This window comes from Hoeflea sp. BAL378 (assembly GCF_000759435.1).
Taxonomy (GTDB): domain Bacteria; phylum Pseudomonadota; class Alphaproteobacteria; order Rhizobiales; family Rhizobiaceae; genus Hoeflea.
The window spans coordinates 1-17,702 of record NZ_JRJG01000005.1 but is presented as its reverse complement, the minus strand read 5'-3'; the positions used below and the strand labels follow the sequence as shown (position 1 = coordinate 17,702).

Sequence of the window (17,702 nt, the reverse complement as noted above, 5' to 3'; positions counted from 1 at the left end):
AGCAGCGGCAAAGATCCCCTCGCTGAGCCGTTGACGGGACCAGCCGGGACCAAGACATCCGTATAGAAGGGTCACTCACCATGAGGCATGAGCAGACCTGATGGGCTTTGCGCTCATCCACTGCAGATCGTGACGACCCTCCGGAACCTTGAACCTGCGGCTTCGCAACGCCGCAGAGTTCGTCATGAGCGCCGTTTCGCTTTGCGAGAAAAAAGTGCGTTACCCGAAGCAAGCCTTCGCTACTGCTGGCCAGTAGCGGGCGTGCGCTTCGGCATGCAGGTGATCCTGATTGTCGAAATCTGCGTCCGTGAATTCCATCACGTCCCGCACCCACGGCACGTTAAAGCGGTTTGCCAAGGCGTTTGCATAGGGTTCGAACGCCCGGTAATTTGATCCCGGAATCTGATCTCTTAAATACCGGTGGTCGTCGGTAACTGGCGGCTCCACGAAGCACAGTCTTGCTCCTCGAGAGATAACATACGCCACGGCATCTTCCAGATAGGCTGCCGTCATGCTGTCCTGAAAATCGCTTACCGGATTTTGCGCATAGGCGCGGGCCAACATGAGCACGCGCTGCTTTTCTGCGGGGAACAAAGACCAGTTGAATGCGGCTCCGCCCTCAGCCTTCAGCCGATCCCAATCATCGGCGTAGGTTACGATGTCGCGCCATTCGGGTTCATCAAACTCACCCGCAGCGGCATCTCCCACGCTCAACAGATCATAGGCCGCGGCGAGAAAGTGATCCTTCAGCGCCGAGTAGAAATGGCTTGATAGCAACGCCATCTTCAGGAATTCAGGTGGCAATGCCGTCGCGCTGATCATCTCTGGTCGTCCCACGTGGTAGGCACCGAACCACTGTGGTGCCAACTCTATGATGATCTTGTCCGGCTCCACCTCGGCAAATAGAAAACGTACGAGCCTGTTAAGCTCGACTGTCTGCAAACCACCGGGGCCGAAGAAGCCGAAGCCGGGAATGTGAGACACCTCGCCCACCTGCGAATCCCCAAAGGCCGCATTGCTCCCATCAAAGTTGATATAGCGTAACATGGTCACCTGAGGCAGGCTGCGAAGATTAGGCGAATTCCGGCAATAGGCCTCCAAAGCAACAGCAGACAACACCAGGATGGCAAAAAATACTCCGATCTTGAAGCTAGAACTGGAAGTATATGAACGCATTGGGCGATCCACTTACAACGAATATCAACGAAACAACCATGGCCAGAGATGATACGACAACGAGAGATAAGCTTGGTACCGGAATTGGCGGCATGTGGTTCCAATCCGTTTCGGTTGCCAAGAACCTGTAATTGAAAATTCTGGCTGCGTTTGGCGTCAACAACACGACCGCCCAGGTCAAGGTCAAGAATACCATCTCCCGAGCCGTAAATGTAGTTTCAATATCCCAATTGTCGAGAGATCTGAAGATGTTGCCTGCCATGGTGAGGTCCGTCGAATTGAAAAGCACCCATCCGGCCAGGACCACAGACATCGTTAGCAACCATGGAGCCGGCGTGGACGCCAAAGCGGCTTTCATCCCCGGAGAAGCGAATTGCCGCCAAGCGTGATTCACGGTGAGTGCGGCACCGTGAAGCGCGCCCCAGACGACGAACACCCAGCCTGCCCCATGCCAGATGCCGCCGATGAGCATCACTGCGAAGAGGTTGAAATATCGCCGCGGGTGACCCAAACGGCTGCCACCGAGGGGGAAGTAAATGTAATCGCGCAGGAACCGAGACAGGGTCATGTGCCATCTGCGCCAGAACTCGATAATCGAACCTGCTCGATAGGGCGACAGGAAATTGACCGGCAGCCGAAAACCGATGATCCAAGCGAGCCCGATTGCCATGGTGGAGTAGCCGGAAAAGTCGAAATAAATACGCGTCGCGAACGCCGCGGTACCAAGCAGCGCGTCAGGTCCGGACACTTGGTTCTCCGCTGCGGCTGCGTATATTCTGTCCGCTAACGGGGAAACCCCGTCAGCGAAGACAACCTTGTTGAACAACCCGAAGCTGAAAATACAAAGGCCGGTGATCAGCCTATCCAAAGCCCTGCCTGCGGGATCCCAAATCTGGGGAAGCAGTTCGGTATAACGGATGATTGGCCCGGCGATGAGCTTGGGAAACAGCGTGATAAACGCGAAGTACTCTATGAACTTTCCGCGTGGCACCTTGCCGGAGCGCACGTCCGTCAGAAAGGCGATCTGCTCAAACGTGATGAACGAAATTGCCAATGGCAGCACAATGTGAAGCAGAGGCAATTCCATGCCGGCGGGCGTGATTGCATTGACCGTTCCAATCAGAAAATCGGCGTATTTGAAGTAGGCCAGCGCCAGAACATTTGCGACGAGACCAAACAGGTAGATTCCCCGCGATCTCTCGACCCATCCAGCCAGAGCATAATTTGCTACAGCCGAGGCGAGCAGGAGCAGGACGTAGCTGGGCACATGGTACCCGTAGAGGACCAGGGAACAACCAGCTACCGACAGGAGGAAAGCACTCTTGCCGATCCGCCTTGCGCCCGCAATTATCAGCGCGGAAATTGGCAAGAACAGAAGAATGAACTCAACACTTGAAAACAGCATGCACTAGCCACCTCGACACCAAACTGTCGAGCTAGATGTGCCTGCTTCTCCGGCCCTCCGCAAGTGCTGCCTTGAGATTTACACTGGAACCGGCGCGGTAAGATGCGACGTTTTCAACGAAACTCTATCGCTTATGCACTGTTCCCCTGCGTGTCCCTCACGGGATACTGAACGGATGCGATCCGGCAGCACGGGCAATCAGCCTGGATCAGGCTTGGGCAAATCAAGCCAATATGAAACGAGCTTTAGGGAGCGACTCCGGGTGACTCTCACACCGCCGCCAGTAGCTTCTTTTCCCGGTTGGCTTTCAGCCTGGCGAAATCGTCGCCGGCGTGGTGCGAGGAGCGGGTGAGCGGGCTTGAGGAGACCATGAGGAAGCCCTTGGTGTAGGCGATCTTTTCGTAGCTCTTGAACTCGTCGGGGGTGACGAAGCTCATCACCTCGTGGTGCTTGCGGGTCGGCTGTAGATACTGGCCGATGGTGATGAAATCGACGTCGGCGGTTCTGAGGTCGTCCATGAGCTGCAGCACTTCGTTGCGCTCCTCGCCCAGGCCCACCATGATGCCCGACTTGGTGAACATGGTCGGGTCGAGCTCCTTGACCCGCTGCAGGAGCCTCAGCGAATGGAAGTAGCGCGCGCCCGGGCGGACGGTGAGGTAGTTGCCGGGGACGGTTTCGAGATTGTGGTTGAACACGTCGGGTTTCGCCGCGACCACGCGCTCGAGCGCGCCGGGCTTGCGCAGGAAATCCGGCGTCAGGATCTCGATCGTGGTCAGCGGCGAGGCCGCGCGGACGGCGCCGATCACCTGCTCGAAATGCTCGGCGCCGCCATCGGCGAGGTCGTCGCGGTCGACCGAGGTGATGACGACGTGGTTCAGGCCCATCTCGCGCACGGCGCGGGCGACGTTCTCCGGCTCGTTCGGGTCGAGCGCGTTGGGCAGGCCGGTGATGACGTTGCAGAAGGCGCAGGCGCGGGTGCAGATCTCGCCCATGATCATGAAGGTCGCGTGCTTCTTGTCCCAGCACTCGCCGATATTGGGGCAGCCGGCCTCCTCGCAGACGGTCACCAGATTGTTGGCCTTCACGATCGAGCGGGTTTCCTGGTAGCCCTTGGAATTGGGCGCGCGCACGCGGATCCAGTCGGGCTTGCGCTTGACCTCGGTATCGGGCCGCTTCTGCTTTTCGGGATGGCGCACGCGCTTGGCTTCGGGGCGTACGGCATCGGGCTTGGTGACGTCGAGGATCGTGACCATCAAGAGGTCCTTTGCGTGCGTTACGGGGTCAGTCGCGCTTGGCGCGGCCGAAGATCCACAGGATCAGGAGCGCGCCGACGATGGCCACCACCAGGTTTCCGGCAAATCCGTAGTAATTGATGTCGAGCACGCCCGCGAGCGCGCCGCCGACGAAGGAGCCGGCGATGCCGACCAGCATGTTGGTGAGCAGCCCGTGGTCGCGGTTCATGGCGCGCTCGGCGACGTAACCGGCGATGATGCCGATCAGCAGCAGGCCCAGAAAGCCGACCCCCGGCATGGTCATCACGCCCATTTGTGGTTCCATCATCCTATCCTGTCCCGTTCAGCCGCGGCATCCATCGCGCGCGGCGCAAGCCTGAATGTAAGGCCGAGGCCCGGTCGCATCAATGGCGCATGGCTGCATGACACGGCCAGCAGATATGCGGATCCGTCGGGTCACGCGTTGAGCACCCGTCCATAGGCGTCCAGCACGCTTTCCTTCAAGGTCTCCGAAATCGTCGGATGCGGGAAGATGGTGTGCATCAGGTCCTCCTCGGTGGTCTCGAGGTTCATCGCCACGACAAAACCCTGGATCAGTTCGGTGACTTCCGCGCCGACCATATGCGCGCCCAGCAGTTCGCCGGTTTTCTTGTCGAAGATGGTCTTGACCAGGCCCTGGTCCTCGCCGAGCGCGATCGCCTTGCCGTTGCCGGCGAAGGGGAAGCGGCCGACGCGGATGTCGCGGCCCAGCTCTTTCGCCTTGGCTTCCGTCAGACCGACCGAGGCGACCTGGGGGTTGCAGTAGGTGCAGCCGGGGATCTTCAGCTTGTCCATCGGGTGGACATTCTTGAGCCCCGCGATCTTCTCGACGCAGATGACCGCCTCGTGCTCGGCCTTGTGGGCGAGCATGGGGGGACCGGCGACATCGCCGATGGCGTAGAGGCCCGCCACATTGGTCTTGCCGTAGCCGTCGATGACGATGCAGCCGCGGTCGGTCTTCACGCCGAGCTCCTCAAGCCCGAGATTCTCGATGTTGCCCTGCACGCCCACGGCCGAGATCATCCGGTCGGCGGTGATCTTCTCGACCTTGCCGTCCTTCATCTCGACATGGGCGGTGATCGAATCGGCTGCCTTTTCGACCTTGGTCACCTTGGCCTCGAGCAGGATCTTCATGCCCTGCTTGTCGAACTGCTTCTTGGCGAAGGCCGAGATCTCGGCGTCCTCGACCGGCATCACCGTCTTCATCACCTCGACCACGGTCACCTCGACGCCGAGCGTGCGGTAGAACGAGGCGAATTCGATGCCGATGGCGCCGGAGCCCATGACCAAGAGCGATTTCGGCAGTTTCTCGGGCTTCATCGCCTCGAAATAGGTCCAGATCAGCTTGCCGTCGGGCTCGATGCCGGGCAGCGCGCGGGGACGGGCGCCGGTGGCGACGATGATGTGCTTGGCGGTGTAGGTGCCCTCGCCCAGGGTGTTTTTCGGGATCGGACCCTGCGGCTCGACGATCTTCTTGGTGGTCTTCTTGACCACGATCTCGCCCGGCTTGGTGAGTTTCGCCTCGCCCCAGATGATATCGACCTTGTTCTTCTTCATCAGGAACCCGACGCCGCCGTTCATGCGTTCGGCGATGCCGCGCGAGCGCTTGACGATGGCGGCGATGTCGGGCGTGACCTTGCCTTCGAGCGCAAGGCCGTAAGCCTTGGCGTGCTCGGCCAGGTGCAGCACCTCGGCCGACCGGAGCAGCGCCTTGGTCGGGATGCAGCCCCAGTTCGAGCAGATGCCCGCCAGGTGCTCGCGCTCGACCACCGCGGTCTTCAATCCCAACTGGGCGGCGCGGATCGCCGCGATATAGCCGCCGGGGCCGGAGCCGATGATGATCACGTCGTAAGTGTTTGACACGCCTTGTCTCCTCTAAAGTCAGGGCGGACGGATCAGCATCCGCCCTGCCATCGGCACAGGACGCGTCGGACTGCCTCAGCCCACAAGCATCCCGTAGATTTCGTCCTTGAGCTTCAGGCGCTCCTTGCGCATCGATTCCATGTTGAAATCGTCCGTCGGCTCGAGATCGGTTTCGGCCCGGTGGATGGCCCGGTTGACGTCGTGATAGGCTTCGAAGAGCTTGGCGAAATGGGCGTCGCTCTGCTTCAACTCATGCATCTTCTCGACGTGTTCGGGAAATTCCTCCACCAGTTCGTTGGGCGTATGCGACATCAATCATCTCCTCTTGGGTTTTGTGATGTCCACACTCTAGCCGCCCGTGCTCCCTCTCCTCTTGACCCTTGTCAATTCGTTCCCGCTAAAGCAGTCAAATCGCATGCGATCCTGACTTCCCGCGGCATTTCAAAACGTTGCACGGCGCCCTGGGCTCGCGCGTTCAGTGTCCGAGCAGCAGCCGGGCCACCGGTTCGAGAGCGCGGCCGATGGCGCGGGTGTTCTCGGCGTTCAGATGCACGCCGTCGATGGACGAGCACTGGGCCACCGAGCCCGCGTCGAAGAATCCCGCGCCGGTCTCGTCGGCGAGATCGGCGTAGAACGAGGCCAGCATCGCCGACTGGGCGACGCCGCCCTCGAACATGGCGGCGAAATCCGGGTCCGCTGTCTCGACCAGCGGCGGCGGCGCCACCACCAGCACCTGCGGCGGCTCCTGCTCCATCGGCCAGGCGTGCAGCCGCACCAGGTCCAGCAGCCGCCGCATGCCCTTGGACGCCGCATGGGCGGTGCCCGCGACCACCGGCTTCATGTCGTTGGTGCCGAGCATGATGATCACCAGGTCGAGCGGCGCGTGGGCATGCAGCACGGTGGGCAGTGTGCGCGCGCCGTTGCGGTCGCAATCGGCGGTGTAATCATCGAACACGCTGGTGCGGCCGTTGAGCCCGTCGGCCACCACATGCACGCCCTCGCCCAGCGACGCGGCCAGCACGGAGGACCAGCGGTCTTCAAGCCTGTGCCGGCCGAGGCTTTCGGGGTCGTAGCCCCAGGTGAGAGAGTCGCCGTAGCAGAGGACTGTTTTCATGGCGTCATACCGCCCTTGCGATGCGGAGACGCTTCAAACCTGCACCCAACACCCATCGTCACTTCCCTTTGATCAACTGGTCGACCTTTTTCTCCAATGCACCAATCCGCTCCTCGAAGTCGCCGGTCACAAACCTGCTCATCATCGTGTCGGCAGTGAGCGCGTTGTTGAAGCTTTTCTGCCGGCCATCAATGGTGTCGAGACGCTTTTTGACTGCGGCAAACTCATCCTTCATCTCGGTCCTGAGATCACCGGTTTCCGCCCGCATTTCCTTGAGCATCGGAATGATCATGTCTTTCGGTTCGCTCACGATATCCTCCTTGGGACAAAGCTACGCCGCCAATATGGTGCGCCACCGCCGCAAAGTCATCCCGCCTCACAGCGGCGCGCCGAGATTGCGCAGGCCCAGCGCCACGAACAGGAACAGCACGCCGTTGGAGATGAGCTCGATGCCCAAGAGCAGGCCCAGGATGGTGGCCGCCGTCGACGGCAGGCCGGCGAGGATCATCACGCCGAGCGCCACCGAGATCAGGCCCGAGGCCAGCACCCAGATCCAGCCCGACGCGCCGCGCAGCGACAGCGCGAACATGATCTTGGCGATGCCCGTGGCCAGGAACAGCACCGCGACGATGAGCGTGAGCGGAATGGAGCCCGCGAGCGGGTCGGCGACCAGCACGAAGCCCACCAGCAGCGACAGCACGGCGAGCCCGAGCGACCAGATGAAGCCCGACCAGTCGCGGACGCGGAAGGCGTGGATCAACTGGATCACGCCCTGAACCAGGAACACCCATCCGGCCAGCGTGACGGCAAAGATGGTGGCGCCGAACGGGTTGATCAGCGCCAGGAAACCGCCGGCGATGCAGATGACGGCGAGCGCCGCCATCCAGGTCCAGGTCCGGCCCAAAGCTTCATGCCTATGATGTTCGCCCATGTGCGTTCTCCAGTGCCCAGTTGCAGCGGTGTCAGACCAGCATCCCCATCGGGTTTTCGATGTAGCGCTTGAAGGCGCCCAAGAGTTCGGCGCCGAGCGCGCCGTCGACGGCGCGGTGGTCGGTCGACAGCGTCACGCTCATCACCGTGGCGATGGCGAGTTCGCCCTTCTTGACCACGGCGCGCTGCTCGCCAGCGCCGACCGCCAGGATCGTCGCATGCGGCGGGTTGATGACGGCGGCGAAATCCTTGACCCCCATCATGCCCATGTTCGACACGGCGGTGGTGCCGCCCTGGTATTCCTCGGGCTTGAGCTTGCGCGACCTGGCGCGGGCGCCCAGATCCTTCATCTCGTTGGAGATGACCGAGAGCGTCTTTTCTTCCGCCTTGCGGATGATCGGGGTGATCAGGCCGCCCGGAATGGAGACGGCGACGCCGACATCGGAATGCTTGTGCATGACCATATTGTCGTCGGTCCAGGAGACATTGGCGTCGGGCACGTCCCTGAGCGCGAGAGCCAGCGCCTTGATCACCATGTCGTTGACCGAGAGCTTGTAGACCGGCTTGTCGTCCTTCATCGGCGCGGCGCTGTTGAGTTGGGTTCTCAGCGCCAGCAGCGCGTCGAGCTCGCAATCGACCGTCACATAGAAATGCGGGATCGTCTGCTTGGATTCCTGCAGCCGCCGGGCGATGGTCTTGCGCATGCCGTCATGCTTGACGAGTTCGTAGGAGCCTTCCTCAAACATCTTGAGGATGGCGTCCTGCGACATCCCCCTGGGGGCGGCAGCGGGGGCCGATGCGGCAGCGGACTGCGGCGCCGCGGCGGCTTCGGCCTTGCCGGTGCCGGAGGCGATCGCCGCCTCGACATCGGACTTGACCACGCGGCCATGGGGGCCGGAGCCCGAGATCCGCGCCACGTCGACGCCGGCTTCCCGGGCGATGCGGCGGGCGAGCGGCGAGGAGAAGACGCGCTCGCCGTCGGCCTTGGGCGCGGGGCCGGCCTTCTGTTCGGCCTGGACCGCGGTGTCGCGCAGCGGCGCTCCCTCGACCGGCTTGGCCCGGTCAGCGGCGGGCGCTTCGGCCTTGGCCTCGGGCTTTGATTCCGGCTTGGCCTCCTGCTTCGGGGCCTCCTGCTTCGGAGCTTCCGCCGCGCCGCCGCCCTTGGCGGCGTCCTCGACGCTTTCGCCTTCGGCTGCCAGAATGGCGATCACGGCGTTGACCTTGACGCCTTCGGTGCCGGCGGCGACCAGGATCTTGGCGACAGTACCTTCGTCGACGGCCTCGACTTCCATCGTCGCCTTGTCGGTCTCGATCTCGGCGATGACGTCGCCGGGGCTAACCTTGTCCCCTTCCTTGACCAGCCACTTGGCGAGGTTGCCCTCCTCCATGGTCGGCGACAGGGCGGGCATGGTGATGTTGATAGGCATCTTTCAGTCCTCCCCTCAAGCCTTGTAGGTGACGGTTTTCACCGCCTCGACGATTTCGCCCACATTCGGCAGCGCCAGTTTTTCGAGATTGGCGGCGTAGGGCATCGGCACGTCCTTGCCGGCGATGGTGATGATCGGCGCGTCGAGATAGTCGAAGGCCTGCTGCTGCACGCGGGTGGCGATCTCGGTGCCCACCGAGTTCTGCGGATAGCCTTCCTCGACGGTGACCAGGCGGCCGGTCTTCTTGACACTTTCGATGACGGTCGGCAGGTCCATCGGGCGGATCGTGCGCAGGTCGATCAGCTCGACATCGATGCCGAGGCCCGAGAGCTCCTCGACCGCCTTGACCGCATAGGTCATGCCGATGCCGAAGGAGACGATGGTGACGTCCTTGCCCTTTTTGTGGACGCGCGCCTTGCCGATCGGCAGCACGAAGTCATCGAGCTTCGGCACGTCGAAGGTCTGGCCGTAGAGGATCTCGTTTTCGAGGAAGACCACCGGGTTGGGATCGCGGATGGCGGCTTTCAGCAGGCCCTTGGCGTCGGCGGCGGTGTAGGGCATCACCACCTTGAGGCCGGGGATGTGGCTGTACCAGGCGGCGTAGCACTGCGAGTGCTGGGCGCCGACGCGGGCGGCGGCGCCATTGGCGCCGCGGAAGACGATCGGCGCGCCCATCTGGCCGCCCGACATGTAGAGCGTCTTGGCGGCGGAGTTGATGATCTGGTCGATCGCCTGCATGGCGAAGTTGAAGGTCATGAACTCGACGATCGGGCGAAGGCCGGCCATCGCCGCGCCGACGCCGACGCCGGTGAAACCGTGCTCGGTGATCGGCGTGTCGACCACGCGGCGCGGACCGAATTCCTGCAGCAGGCCCTGGCTGATCTTGTAGGCACCCTGGTATTCGGCCACTTCCTCGCCCATCAGGAACACGTCCTCATTGGCGCGCATTTCCTCGGCCATGGCGTCGCGCAGCGCTTCGCGCACGGTGGTCGGAACCATTTCGGTGCCTTCGGGAATGTCGGGATCGGACTGGGCTTCCGTCTTCGGCGCGGCCGGAACCGAGGCCTTTGCCCCCTCACCCGGCTCGCTTTGCTCGCCACCCTCTCCCCGCTGGGGCGAGGGAGCTGCCGCCGCTTCGGCCTTGTCCCCTTCAGGCGCCGGTGCCGGAGCGGATTTGCCGATGTCGGAGGCGCTTTCGCCCTCCTGCAGCAGCACGGCGATGACGGCGTTGACCTTGACGTTCTCGGTGCCGGCGGGAACCACGATCTTGCCGATCGTGCCCTCGTCGACGGCCTCGACTTCCATGGTCGCCTTGTCGGTCTCGATCTCGGCGATCACTTCGCCGGCGGTGACGCTGTCGCCCTCATTCTTGAGCCATTTGGACAGCGTGCCTTCTTCCATGGTCGGGGAAAGCGCGGGCATCAGGATATCAATCGGCATTGTCTCGCCTCCCCTTACAACAAGATGTCGGTGTAGAGCTCGGACGGATCCGGCTCCGGATTGTTCTGGGCGAAGTCGGCCGAGTCGGCGACGACGTCCCGCACCTTCTTGTCGATGGCCTTGAGTTCGTCTTCCGACGCATGCTTGAGCTCGAGGATGCGGGCCTTGACCTGTTCGATCGGGTCGTGCTCGGAGCGCATCTTCTGCACCTCGTCCTTGGACCGGTACTTGGCCGGGTCGGACATCGAGTGGCCGCGGTAGCGGTAGGTCAGCATTTCGAGGATGATCGGGCCCTTGCCGGAGCGGCAGTGGGCGACGGCCTCGACGGCGGCGGCGTAGACCGCGCGCACATCCATGCCGTCGACCTGGTGGCCGGGGATGCCGAAGGAATTGCCGCGCAGCGAGAAGTTGGACTGTGCCGAGGAGCGCGCCGTCGAGGTGCCCATGGCGTAGCGGTTGTTCTCGACGATGTAGACCACCGGCAGCTTCCACAGCGCCGCCATGTTGAAGCTCTCGTAGACCTGCCCCTGGTTGGCGGCGCCGTCGCCAAAATAGGCGACCGAGACATTGTCGTTGCCGCGGTACTTGTTGGCGAACGCCAGCCCGGTGCCGAGCGAGACCTGGGCGCCGACGATGCCGTGGCCGCCGTAGAAATTCTTCTCCTTGGAGAACATGTGCATGGAGCCGCCCTTGCCGTGGGAATAGCCATCCCGCCGGCCGGTCAGTTCCGCCATCACGCCGCGCGCTTCCATGCCGGTGGCGAGCATGTGGCCGTGGTCGCGGTAGCCGGTGATGACCTGGTCGCCGTCCTTCAATGCCATCTGCATGCCGACGACGACCGCTTCCTGGCCGATGTAGAGATGGCAAAAACCGCCGATGAAGCCCATGCCGTAGAGCTGGCCGGCCTTTTCCTCGAAGCGGCGGATGAGCAGCATCTCGCGGTAGGCTTCAAGTTCGGTGGCCTTGTCGAAATCGGTAATTCCGCCGTTCAGCCCGCTTTTTTCCGCGGGTTTCTTGCGGGATGCGGCTGCGGCGCTTTTGCGTGGTGCCATGTCATCCTCCCAGTGGTCATGTTGTGCCTGACCATAGGGAAATTGGATGACCACAGCAAGCCTATTTACGCATAGCTCGTATTCCGGATATCGCTTTGATTGTATTGTTTAATCTGGAGATTAACCAGCATCAGGTTAATCCCGCCGGTCAGTTGAAATAGACAACCTCGTCCGGCCGCGCGACGTTCAGAAACAACCTCGCCCGCTCGTCGAGCATGTCCGCCTCAACCGCCCCGTCGCTGAGCAGCATGACCCTGCGCTCGAGATGTTGCCTGCGATCGGCGAGCCTGGCAAGCCGCTCGGTCAGTTCGGCACGGCGGATCTCCAGCGCCTCGGCCGAGTTGAGGCCGTAGGCGCCGTGCCAGGAATGAAATCCGAAATATGCAAAGCAGGCGACCGATAACGCCGGAACAATCCAACGGATCCAGGATCGCTGCTTTTTGAATTGTGTCCGCATTCGAAAAAACGCCTTACCCCTGCGAGTCTGCGAAGATGGCAGAGCATGCTTAAGATTGGGTTAGCCGCCTTGTACCAAATGCTACATTAGAACGAACGAAGCCCGCATTTTCATGCGGGCTTCGCGAAACGGGCGAACGGGCGTGCGGAGGTTTCGGCCGGATCAGCCCCTGAGCACCGAGGCGCCGGCATAGACCCCTTCGACGCCCAACTGTTCCTCGATACGGAGGAGCTGGTTGTACTTGGCGAGCCGGTCGGAGCGCGACAGCGAGCCGGTCTTGATCTGCCCGCAGTTGGTGGCGACGGCGAGGTCGGCGATGGTGGAATCCTCGGTCTCGCCCGAGCGATGGCTCATCACCGCGGTGTAGCCCGCCTTCTGGGCGATCTCGACGGCCTCGAGGGTTTCGGTGAGCGAGCCGATCTGGTTGACCTTGACCAGGATCGAATTGGCGACGCCCATCTTGATGCCGTCGCGCAGCCGCGCGGAGTTGGTCACGAACAAATCGTCGCCCACGAGCTGGCACTTGGCGCCGATCATGTCGGTCAGCGCCTTCCAGCCGTCCCAGTCGTCCTCGGCCATGCCGTCCTCGATCGAGATGATCGGGTACTTGCCGACGAGTTCGGCGTAATAGGCGGCCATCTCGGCGCTGTCGAGGACGCGGCCCTCGCCGGCCAGGTCGTATTTGCCGTCCTTGAAGAATTCGGTCGAGGCCGGGTCGAGGGCGAGGTAGATATCCTCGCCGGGGCGGTAGCCGGCCTTCTCGATCGAGGTCATGATGAAATCGAGCGCATCGGGCGCGCTCTTGAGATTGGGAGCAAAGCCGCCCTCGTCGCCGACATTGGTGTTGTGGCCGCCGGCGGCGAGTTCCTTGCGGAGCGTGTGGAACACCTCCGAGCCCATCCGCACCGCGTCGCCGAAGGTCTCGGCGCCCACCGGCATGATCATGAATTCCTGGAAGTCGATCGGGTTGTCGGCATGCGCCCCGCCATTGATGATGTTCATCATCGGAACCGGCAGCAGCCGCGCATTGGCGCCGCCGACATAGCGGTAGAGCGGCAGGCCGGAGGACTGCGCCGCCGCACGGGCAGCGGCCAGCGAGACGCCGAGAATGGCGTTGGCGCCGAGATTGCCCTTGTTGGCGGAGCCGTCGAGGGCGATCATCGCCTTGTCGAGGGCGATCTGCGCCTCGGCGTCCATGCCGCAGACGGCGTCGCGCAGCGCGCCATTGACCGCGGTCACGGCTCGCTGCACGCCCTTGCCGAGATAGCGGCTGCCGCCGTCGCGGAGTTCCACCGCCTCATGGGCGCCGGTGGAGGCGCCCGAGGGAACCGCCGCGCGGCCCATCGAGCCATCCTCCAGATGGACATCGACCTCGACCGTCGGATTTCCGCGGCTGTCGAGGATTTCCCGTCCGACAATATCGATGATGGCGGTCATGGTCTGGTTCCTTCTTGGGCTTGGTTTGCAGTCGCCGGGCCGGCGTTGCGCCGTCTTACCGTACTATCATGAAAAATCAATCACAGCGGACGGGCGGACGCCCCGACCCGCCCGACCCGCGCGCACGAGAGCGGGAGCGCGCTTCCCACGGCATCGCCGATGATGACACGCCTGTGGCGGGCGGGGATGAACCCGGCAGGATTTTTATCGCCGCCGCCATCGTCTCTCTTTCACCGCGCTTTCGTCATCGCAGGCCGCCCACTTTCGTCATCCTCGGCCCCCGAACCCGAGGAACCATTCCGTGATCCGTCGGCGTCCTGGGTGGTTGGGAGGGATCGCAAAATGGATCCCAGGGTCGGGGCGATGGGATGAGGACGGCGGGGGCGCGCGGGATGGCGGGCCGTCTGCTGACAAATGGCCGAGTGCCGGTGACCGTGGTCACATAAGCGGCAACAGGCATTGCGGGCACGGTTTGCTTTTCCGTCCGGGCCCGGCGGTGGAGCCGGGATCTGCATGAAAAGCAAACCGTGCCCAGCCTCAGCGCATTGCCTTAGCGCTTGGCGACGGCGTCGAATTCCATCAGGGTTTCGAGAAGCCGCGGCAGGTCCCTGAGCGGGATCATGTTGGGGCCGTCCGACGAGGTGGAATTGTCGGGGTCCTCATGGGTCTCGATGAACACGCCGGCCACGCCGACGGCGACGGCGGCGCGGGCGAGCGTTTCCACGAAGCGGCGCTCACCGCCCGAGGTAGTGCCCTGCCCGCCCGGCTGCTGCACCGAATGGGTGGCGTCGAAGATCACCGGCGCGCCCATGTCGGCCATGATCGGCAGCGCCCGCATGTCGGAGACCAGCGTGTTGTAGCCGAAGGAGGCGCCGCGCTCGGTGAGCAGCACGTTGGGATTGCCCGAGCCGGTGATCTTGCCAAGCACGTTCTTCATGTCCCAGGGCGCCAGGAACTGGCCCTTCTTGACGTTGATGACCTTGCCGGTCTTCGCGGCGGCGACCAGCAGGTCGGTCTGCCGGCAGAGGAAGGCCGGGATCTGCAGCACGTCGACATGCGGGGCGACGATGGCGCAGTGCTCTTCCGTGTGGATGTCGGTCAGCACCGGCAGGCCGAGCTGCTCGCGCAGCTCGTCGAACACCGGCATGGCGGCGTCGAGACCGGCGCCGCGGGTGCTCGTGAGCGAGGTGCGGTTGGCCTTGTCGTAGCTCGACTTGTAGACGAGCCCGAGGCCGAGGCCCGCGCAGAGGTCCTTGAGCGCGCCCGCCATGTCGAAGGCGTGGCCGCGGGATTCGAACTGGCAGGGACCGGCGATCAGGGTGAGCGGCCTCGTATTGCCGAAGACCGCGTTGCCGACGGTCACCGTGGCGTTGGGCTGTGCATTCATCGGGTTTCCTCGAAACAGTAGAAGGCGCCCTGGCCCGGCGCCGGATCGACGACCAGCTTGCCGGCGACCTGGCGGACCGGCACGCCGTTGTTCAGGAGCAGCGCCGACAGCGCCTGCAGGTCGGCCACCTTGTAGACAACCGCCCGGCCCAAGAGGCCGCGCTCGCGCGAGGGGCCGGTATCGATGCCGAGATGGGTCTCCATGCCGGCCTTGTTGTAGACGGTGATGGCGGCGCCCGCGAGCGCGACCGTCATGCCGAAGGAATTGGCCTCGACCTCGCGGTTGCAGGCAAGTTCCTGGATAAAGTACTGGAAATCGGTCGGGTTGGGCTCGGACAGGACCACTTCGGCGATGCCGGTGACGCCGTTCGCGTGGCTGGTCAGCGCGCTCCTGTCGGCGGAGGGAACATTGACGCGCTCCACCGCGAAGCCGAAGAAATCCGGGCTGCGCAGGTCGGAGGCGAAGGCCAGCCGGAAGCTCGCGGTCTGGGTCGACCCGTCGGGCAGCGTCATCGGCCGAGAGAATTCGAGCATCTCGCCGCCCGACATGCCGAGACCCACGAAACGGTCGTGGTCGGCGCGCGCATCCTTCGAGCCGACGACCAGCGCGGAGAAGCCGGTGTCGCCGCGGCGGAAGCGGTAGGCCTGGTCGCGGGCGACGAAGACATTGCCCAACCGCGCCGCTTCCTCGCAGTCCTCGCGCTGGGCGATGGCCAGCGGCTCGAGATAGCTGCCGTCGGCGAAGAACACGCAGGCGTTCTCGGTGCCGAAGGGATGGCGGGCCTCCGCGGCGATGGTGAAGCCCAAGCTGATGTGGCGGGCGCGCGCGGTCTCGAGATCCTCGACCGGCAGCACGAGGTGATCAAGCGGGCGCGGGGTTCGCGGTGAGGCCATCATCTGTCTCCAATTTGGCCTTCCCCATATCAGCAAGCTTGGAACCGGCGCAACTGCGGCAAGCGCCGCCAGCACGCCACCTTGCAGGAATCGGCTCCAGACGCTAATTGAGGGGCGGGCAACAAGGATAGCTTGCGTGACGGGACTTGACACCGGGGTGCTGCGGCGCTGCCGAACGGCGATATCGATGATGCTGGTGCTGCTGGCGGTCTCCGGCTGCGCGTCCTCGGGCTCGACCGGCTCGACCGATGTCGATGTGGCGCCGGTGGCGCCGCTTCCGGACAAATACGCGGCCATCGTGGTCGACGCCAAGAGCGGCCAGATGCTCTACGGCGCCAATGCCAATGAATTGCGTTATCCGGCGTCGCTCACCAAGATGATGACCTTGTACATGCTGTTCGAGGCCATGGACGAGGGCCGCGTCAGCCGCAGCGACCTGATCCCGATCTCGCGCAACGCCGCCGCCCGGCCGCCCTCGAAGCTCGGGCTGAAGGCCGGACAGTCGATCCCGGTCGACACGGCGATAAGAGTGCTGGTGGTCAAATCCGCCAATGACGTGGCGACCGCGGTGGCCGAATTCCTGGGCGGCGGCTCGGAAGAGCGCTTCGCCCAAATGATGACGGCCAAGGCGCGCACGCTCGGCATGGGCCGCACCACCTTCCGCAACGCTTCCGGCCTGCCCGATCCCGGCCAGGTGACGACCGCCACCGACATGGCGCGGCTGTCGATCGCGCTCAAGCGCACCTTCCCGCATTATTACGGCTATTTCGCCCAGCGCGAGGTGACCGTGGCCGGCCGCACCATCAAGGGCCACAACAAGGCGATGGACATGATCCCCGGCGCCGACGGGCTCAAGACCGGCTACACCCGCGCCTCGGGCTTCAACCTGGCGACCTCGGTCAATCGCGGCGGCCATTCGGTGGTCGGCGTGGTGATGGGCGAGAATTCCGCCGACATCCGCAATGCGCGCATGGCGCAGCTCATGTCGATGTATGTGAACAAAGCCCGGTAATTCTTCTTTTTGACGATATTGGACAGGGGTTGGCAGCGCTGCTGTCCCCCGGCGGCCGCGCTCAGGGACCGACGCAGCTCAGCCCCACCGGCGGCTCGCCTTCGAGCTGGACGAAGCCCAGTTGCAGCGGCAGGCTGTCGTGGTCGGCGCGCAGCAGCCGGATGATCGCCACACGCTTCGTCGCCTGATCGTCGACCAGGTCGATGCGCCAGAGCTCGCCGTCATCATAGGCCTGGGCGACCGTCACCCGCTCGCCGGGCAGGCCCGGCTCCGTCGTCAACTGCCGCTCGCCGAGCGCGATCGAGACCCGGAGCAGATTGGGCACGGGCCCCGCGCCCAGCAGGATGTCGACGCCCGAATCGGCCTTCAGGTCGGTGCAGGACACCGACCCCGTCGCCTGCGCCGCGCCCGGGATCAGCACCCCCAGCGCCAGCGCCGCGGCCGGCACAAACCCTGTCACGAGATCACGCATTCCGGATCCTCCCGGCCAGTTGTCGCAGCGGTCGAGTGTCTCAGTTTTTGGTTTTCCCGGCAAGGGTGTGGCCGGAGCGCAGGCGAAGCCTGGCTTGAAGTCTTGGTGACCCACGCCAGGCTCGACTCGGCCGGGCCGGGACAAGGCCGGCATTTTCGCGCATGGCTCAGACGTCTCCCGGATGGCGGGACCGAAGCGCCGTGGACCCCGGACTTCGCCTGGCCGTCACCGGAGCCCGCCGGTTCGTCCTCGGACCCCGCGTTTCGTGATCCTCCAACCCCGCGTTTCGTCATCCTCGGGCCTGTCCCGAGGATCTGTTACACCCTCGGCGGTCTCGCTGGTCCAGTGGTTTCCGGGCTGGCGACT

Annotated in this window: 18 protein-coding genes; 1 reads left to right on the top strand and 17 read right to left on the bottom strand. The window is 63.6% G+C overall.

The window, feature by feature from the left end; genetic code table 11:
• Nucleotides 1–219 precede the first annotated feature (219 nt).
• From LL06_RS01945 to LL06_RS01870, 16 genes are all read right to left on the bottom strand, one after another.
• Nucleotides 220–1,176, bottom strand: coding sequence for a hypothetical protein (locus tag LL06_RS01945; RefSeq protein ID WP_152599464.1), 957 nt, complete (start codon nucleotides 1,174–1,176; stop codon nucleotides 220–222).
• A complete protein-coding gene (locus tag LL06_RS01940; protein WP_035521545.1) occupies nucleotides 1,151–2,581 on the bottom strand; it encodes an MBOAT family O-acyltransferase in 1,431 nt (476 codons plus the stop codon). The genes LL06_RS01945 and LL06_RS01940 overlap by 26 nt, the downstream gene beginning before the upstream one ends.
• 269 nt (nucleotides 2,582–2,850) lie before the next feature.
• Nucleotides 2,851–3,834, bottom strand: coding sequence for a lipoyl synthase (lipA, locus tag LL06_RS01935; protein WP_035521543.1), 984 nt, complete (start codon nucleotides 3,832–3,834; stop codon nucleotides 2,851–2,853).
• Between the two features lie 28 nt (nucleotides 3,835–3,862).
• Nucleotides 3,863–4,138, bottom strand: a complete 276-nt coding sequence (locus tag LL06_RS01930; RefSeq protein ID WP_035521541.1) for a GlsB/YeaQ/YmgE family stress response membrane protein — start codon at nucleotides 4,136–4,138, stop codon at nucleotides 3,863–3,865.
• A 131-nt stretch (nucleotides 4,139–4,269) separates the two neighbouring features.
• Nucleotides 4,270–5,715: a dihydrolipoyl dehydrogenase gene (lpdA, locus tag LL06_RS01925; RefSeq protein WP_035521539.1), complete on the bottom strand. Its 1,446-nt coding sequence runs from the start codon at nucleotides 5,713–5,715 to the stop codon at nucleotides 4,270–4,272.
• A 75-nt stretch (nucleotides 5,716–5,790) separates the two neighbouring features.
• Nucleotides 5,791–6,027 carry a YdcH family protein gene (locus LL06_RS01920; RefSeq protein ID WP_035521537.1) on the bottom strand — a complete coding sequence of 79 codons (237 nt, stop codon included), beginning with the start codon at nucleotides 6,025–6,027 and terminating at the stop codon, nucleotides 5,791–5,793.
• Between the two features lie 163 nt (nucleotides 6,028–6,190).
• A complete protein-coding gene (locus tag LL06_RS01915; RefSeq protein ID WP_035521535.1) occupies nucleotides 6,191–6,829 on the bottom strand; it encodes an SGNH/GDSL hydrolase family protein in 639 nt (212 codons plus the stop codon).
• Between the two features lie 58 nt (nucleotides 6,830–6,887).
• On the bottom strand, nucleotides 6,888–7,139 hold the full coding sequence (locus LL06_RS01910; protein ID WP_035521533.1) for a hypothetical protein: 252 nt from the start codon (nucleotides 7,137–7,139) through the stop codon (nucleotides 6,888–6,890).
• 66 nt (nucleotides 7,140–7,205) lie between these two features.
• On the bottom strand, nucleotides 7,206–7,760 hold the full coding sequence (locus tag LL06_RS01905) for a DUF308 domain-containing protein (protein ID WP_035521531.1): 555 nt from the start codon (nucleotides 7,758–7,760) through the stop codon (nucleotides 7,206–7,208).
• A gap of 31 nt (nucleotides 7,761–7,791) precedes the next feature.
• Nucleotides 7,792–9,186 carry a pyruvate dehydrogenase complex dihydrolipoamide acetyltransferase gene (locus tag LL06_RS01900; protein WP_035521529.1) on the bottom strand — a complete coding sequence of 465 codons (1,395 nt, stop codon included), beginning with the start codon at nucleotides 9,184–9,186 and terminating at the stop codon, nucleotides 7,792–7,794.
• Nucleotides 9,187–9,201: 15 nt separating this feature from the next.
• A complete protein-coding gene (locus LL06_RS01895; RefSeq protein ID WP_035521527.1) occupies nucleotides 9,202–10,626 on the bottom strand; it encodes a pyruvate dehydrogenase complex E1 component subunit beta in 1,425 nt (474 codons plus the stop codon).
• Between the two features lie 14 nt (nucleotides 10,627–10,640).
• The gene (gene pdhA, locus LL06_RS01890) at nucleotides 10,641–11,678 is read right to left on the bottom strand and encodes a pyruvate dehydrogenase (acetyl-transferring) E1 component subunit alpha (protein WP_035521525.1); all 1,038 of its coding nucleotides are present in this window, start codon (nucleotides 11,676–11,678) and stop codon (nucleotides 10,641–10,643) included.
• Between the two features lie 148 nt (nucleotides 11,679–11,826).
• On the bottom strand, nucleotides 11,827–12,135 hold the full coding sequence (locus LL06_RS01885; RefSeq protein WP_035521524.1) for a septum formation initiator family protein: 309 nt from the start codon (nucleotides 12,133–12,135) through the stop codon (nucleotides 11,827–11,829).
• 162 nt (nucleotides 12,136–12,297) lie between these two features.
• Nucleotides 12,298–13,572: a phosphopyruvate hydratase gene (gene eno, locus LL06_RS01880; RefSeq protein ID WP_035521522.1), complete on the bottom strand. Its 1,275-nt coding sequence runs from the start codon at nucleotides 13,570–13,572 to the stop codon at nucleotides 12,298–12,300.
• Between the two features lie 550 nt (nucleotides 13,573–14,122).
• Nucleotides 14,123–14,959 carry a 3-deoxy-8-phosphooctulonate synthase gene (gene kdsA / locus LL06_RS01875; RefSeq protein WP_035521519.1) on the bottom strand — a complete coding sequence of 279 codons (837 nt, stop codon included), beginning with the start codon at nucleotides 14,957–14,959 and terminating at the stop codon, nucleotides 14,123–14,125.
• Nucleotides 14,956–15,855 (bottom strand): VOC family protein, encoded by a 900-nt coding sequence (locus LL06_RS01870; protein ID WP_035521516.1) that lies wholly within the window; start codon nucleotides 15,853–15,855, stop codon nucleotides 14,956–14,958. Before LL06_RS01870 ends, kdsA begins: the two co-directional genes overlap by 4 nt.
• 133 nt (nucleotides 15,856–15,988) lie before the next feature.
• Here LL06_RS01870 and LL06_RS01865 point away from each other — a divergent pair, with 133 nt between their 5' ends.
• On the top strand, nucleotides 15,989–16,864 hold the full coding sequence (locus LL06_RS01865; RefSeq protein WP_052161114.1) for a D-alanyl-D-alanine carboxypeptidase family protein: 876 nt from the start codon (nucleotides 15,989–15,991) through the stop codon (nucleotides 16,862–16,864).
• A gap of 61 nt (nucleotides 16,865–16,925) precedes the next feature.
• Here LL06_RS01865 and LL06_RS01860 read toward each other — a convergent pair whose 3' ends face one another.
• Nucleotides 16,926–17,336: a hypothetical protein gene (locus tag LL06_RS01860; RefSeq protein ID WP_035521514.1), complete on the bottom strand. Its 411-nt coding sequence runs from the start codon at nucleotides 17,334–17,336 to the stop codon at nucleotides 16,926–16,928.
• Nucleotides 17,337–17,702 lie beyond the last annotated feature (366 nt).

Excerpts from the sequence above, each read along its gene's own strand:
- LL06_RS01945 (WP_152599464.1), bottom strand. The coding sequence starts at position 1,176 with ATGCGTTCATATACTTCCAGTTCTAGCTTCAAGATCGGAGTATTTTTT.
- LL06_RS01940 (WP_035521545.1), bottom strand. The coding sequence starts at position 2,581 with ATGCTGTTTTCAAGTGTTGAGTTCATTCTTCTGTTCTTGCCAATTTCC.
- lipA (WP_035521543.1), bottom strand. The coding sequence starts at position 3,834 with ATGGTCACGATCCTCGACGTCACCAAGCCCGATGCCGTACGCCCCGAA.
- LL06_RS01930 (WP_035521541.1), bottom strand. The coding sequence starts at position 4,138 with ATGGAACCACAAATGGGCGTGATGACCATGCCGGGGGTCGGCTTTCTG.
- LL06_RS01920 (WP_035521537.1), bottom strand. The coding sequence starts at position 6,027 with ATGTCGCATACGCCCAACGAACTGGTGGAGGAATTTCCCGAACACGTC.
- LL06_RS01915 (WP_035521535.1), bottom strand. The coding sequence starts at position 6,829 with ATGAAAACAGTCCTCTGCTACGGCGACTCTCTCACCTGGGGCTACGAC.
- LL06_RS01905 (WP_035521531.1), bottom strand. The coding sequence starts at position 7,760 with ATGGGCGAACATCATAGGCATGAAGCTTTGGGCCGGACCTGGACCTGG.
- LL06_RS01900 (WP_035521529.1), bottom strand. The coding sequence starts at position 9,186 with ATGCCTATCAACATCACCATGCCCGCCCTGTCGCCGACCATGGAGGAG.
- LL06_RS01895 (WP_035521527.1), bottom strand. The coding sequence starts at position 10,626 with ATGCCGATTGATATCCTGATGCCCGCGCTTTCCCCGACCATGGAAGAA.
- pdhA (WP_035521525.1), bottom strand. The coding sequence starts at position 11,678 with ATGGCACCACGCAAAAGCGCCGCAGCCGCATCCCGCAAGAAACCCGCG.
- LL06_RS01885 (WP_035521524.1), bottom strand. The coding sequence starts at position 12,135 with ATGCGGACACAATTCAAAAAGCAGCGATCCTGGATCCGTTGGATTGTT.
- eno (WP_035521522.1), bottom strand. The coding sequence starts at position 13,572 with ATGACCGCCATCATCGATATTGTCGGACGGGAAATCCTCGACAGCCGC.
- kdsA (WP_035521519.1), bottom strand. The coding sequence starts at position 14,959 with ATGAATGCACAGCCCAACGCCACGGTGACCGTCGGCAACGCGGTCTTC.
- LL06_RS01870 (WP_035521516.1), bottom strand. The coding sequence starts at position 15,855 with ATGATGGCCTCACCGCGAACCCCGCGCCCGCTTGATCACCTCGTGCTG.
- LL06_RS01860 (WP_035521514.1), bottom strand. The coding sequence starts at position 17,336 with ATGCGTGATCTCGTGACAGGGTTTGTGCCGGCCGCGGCGCTGGCGCTG.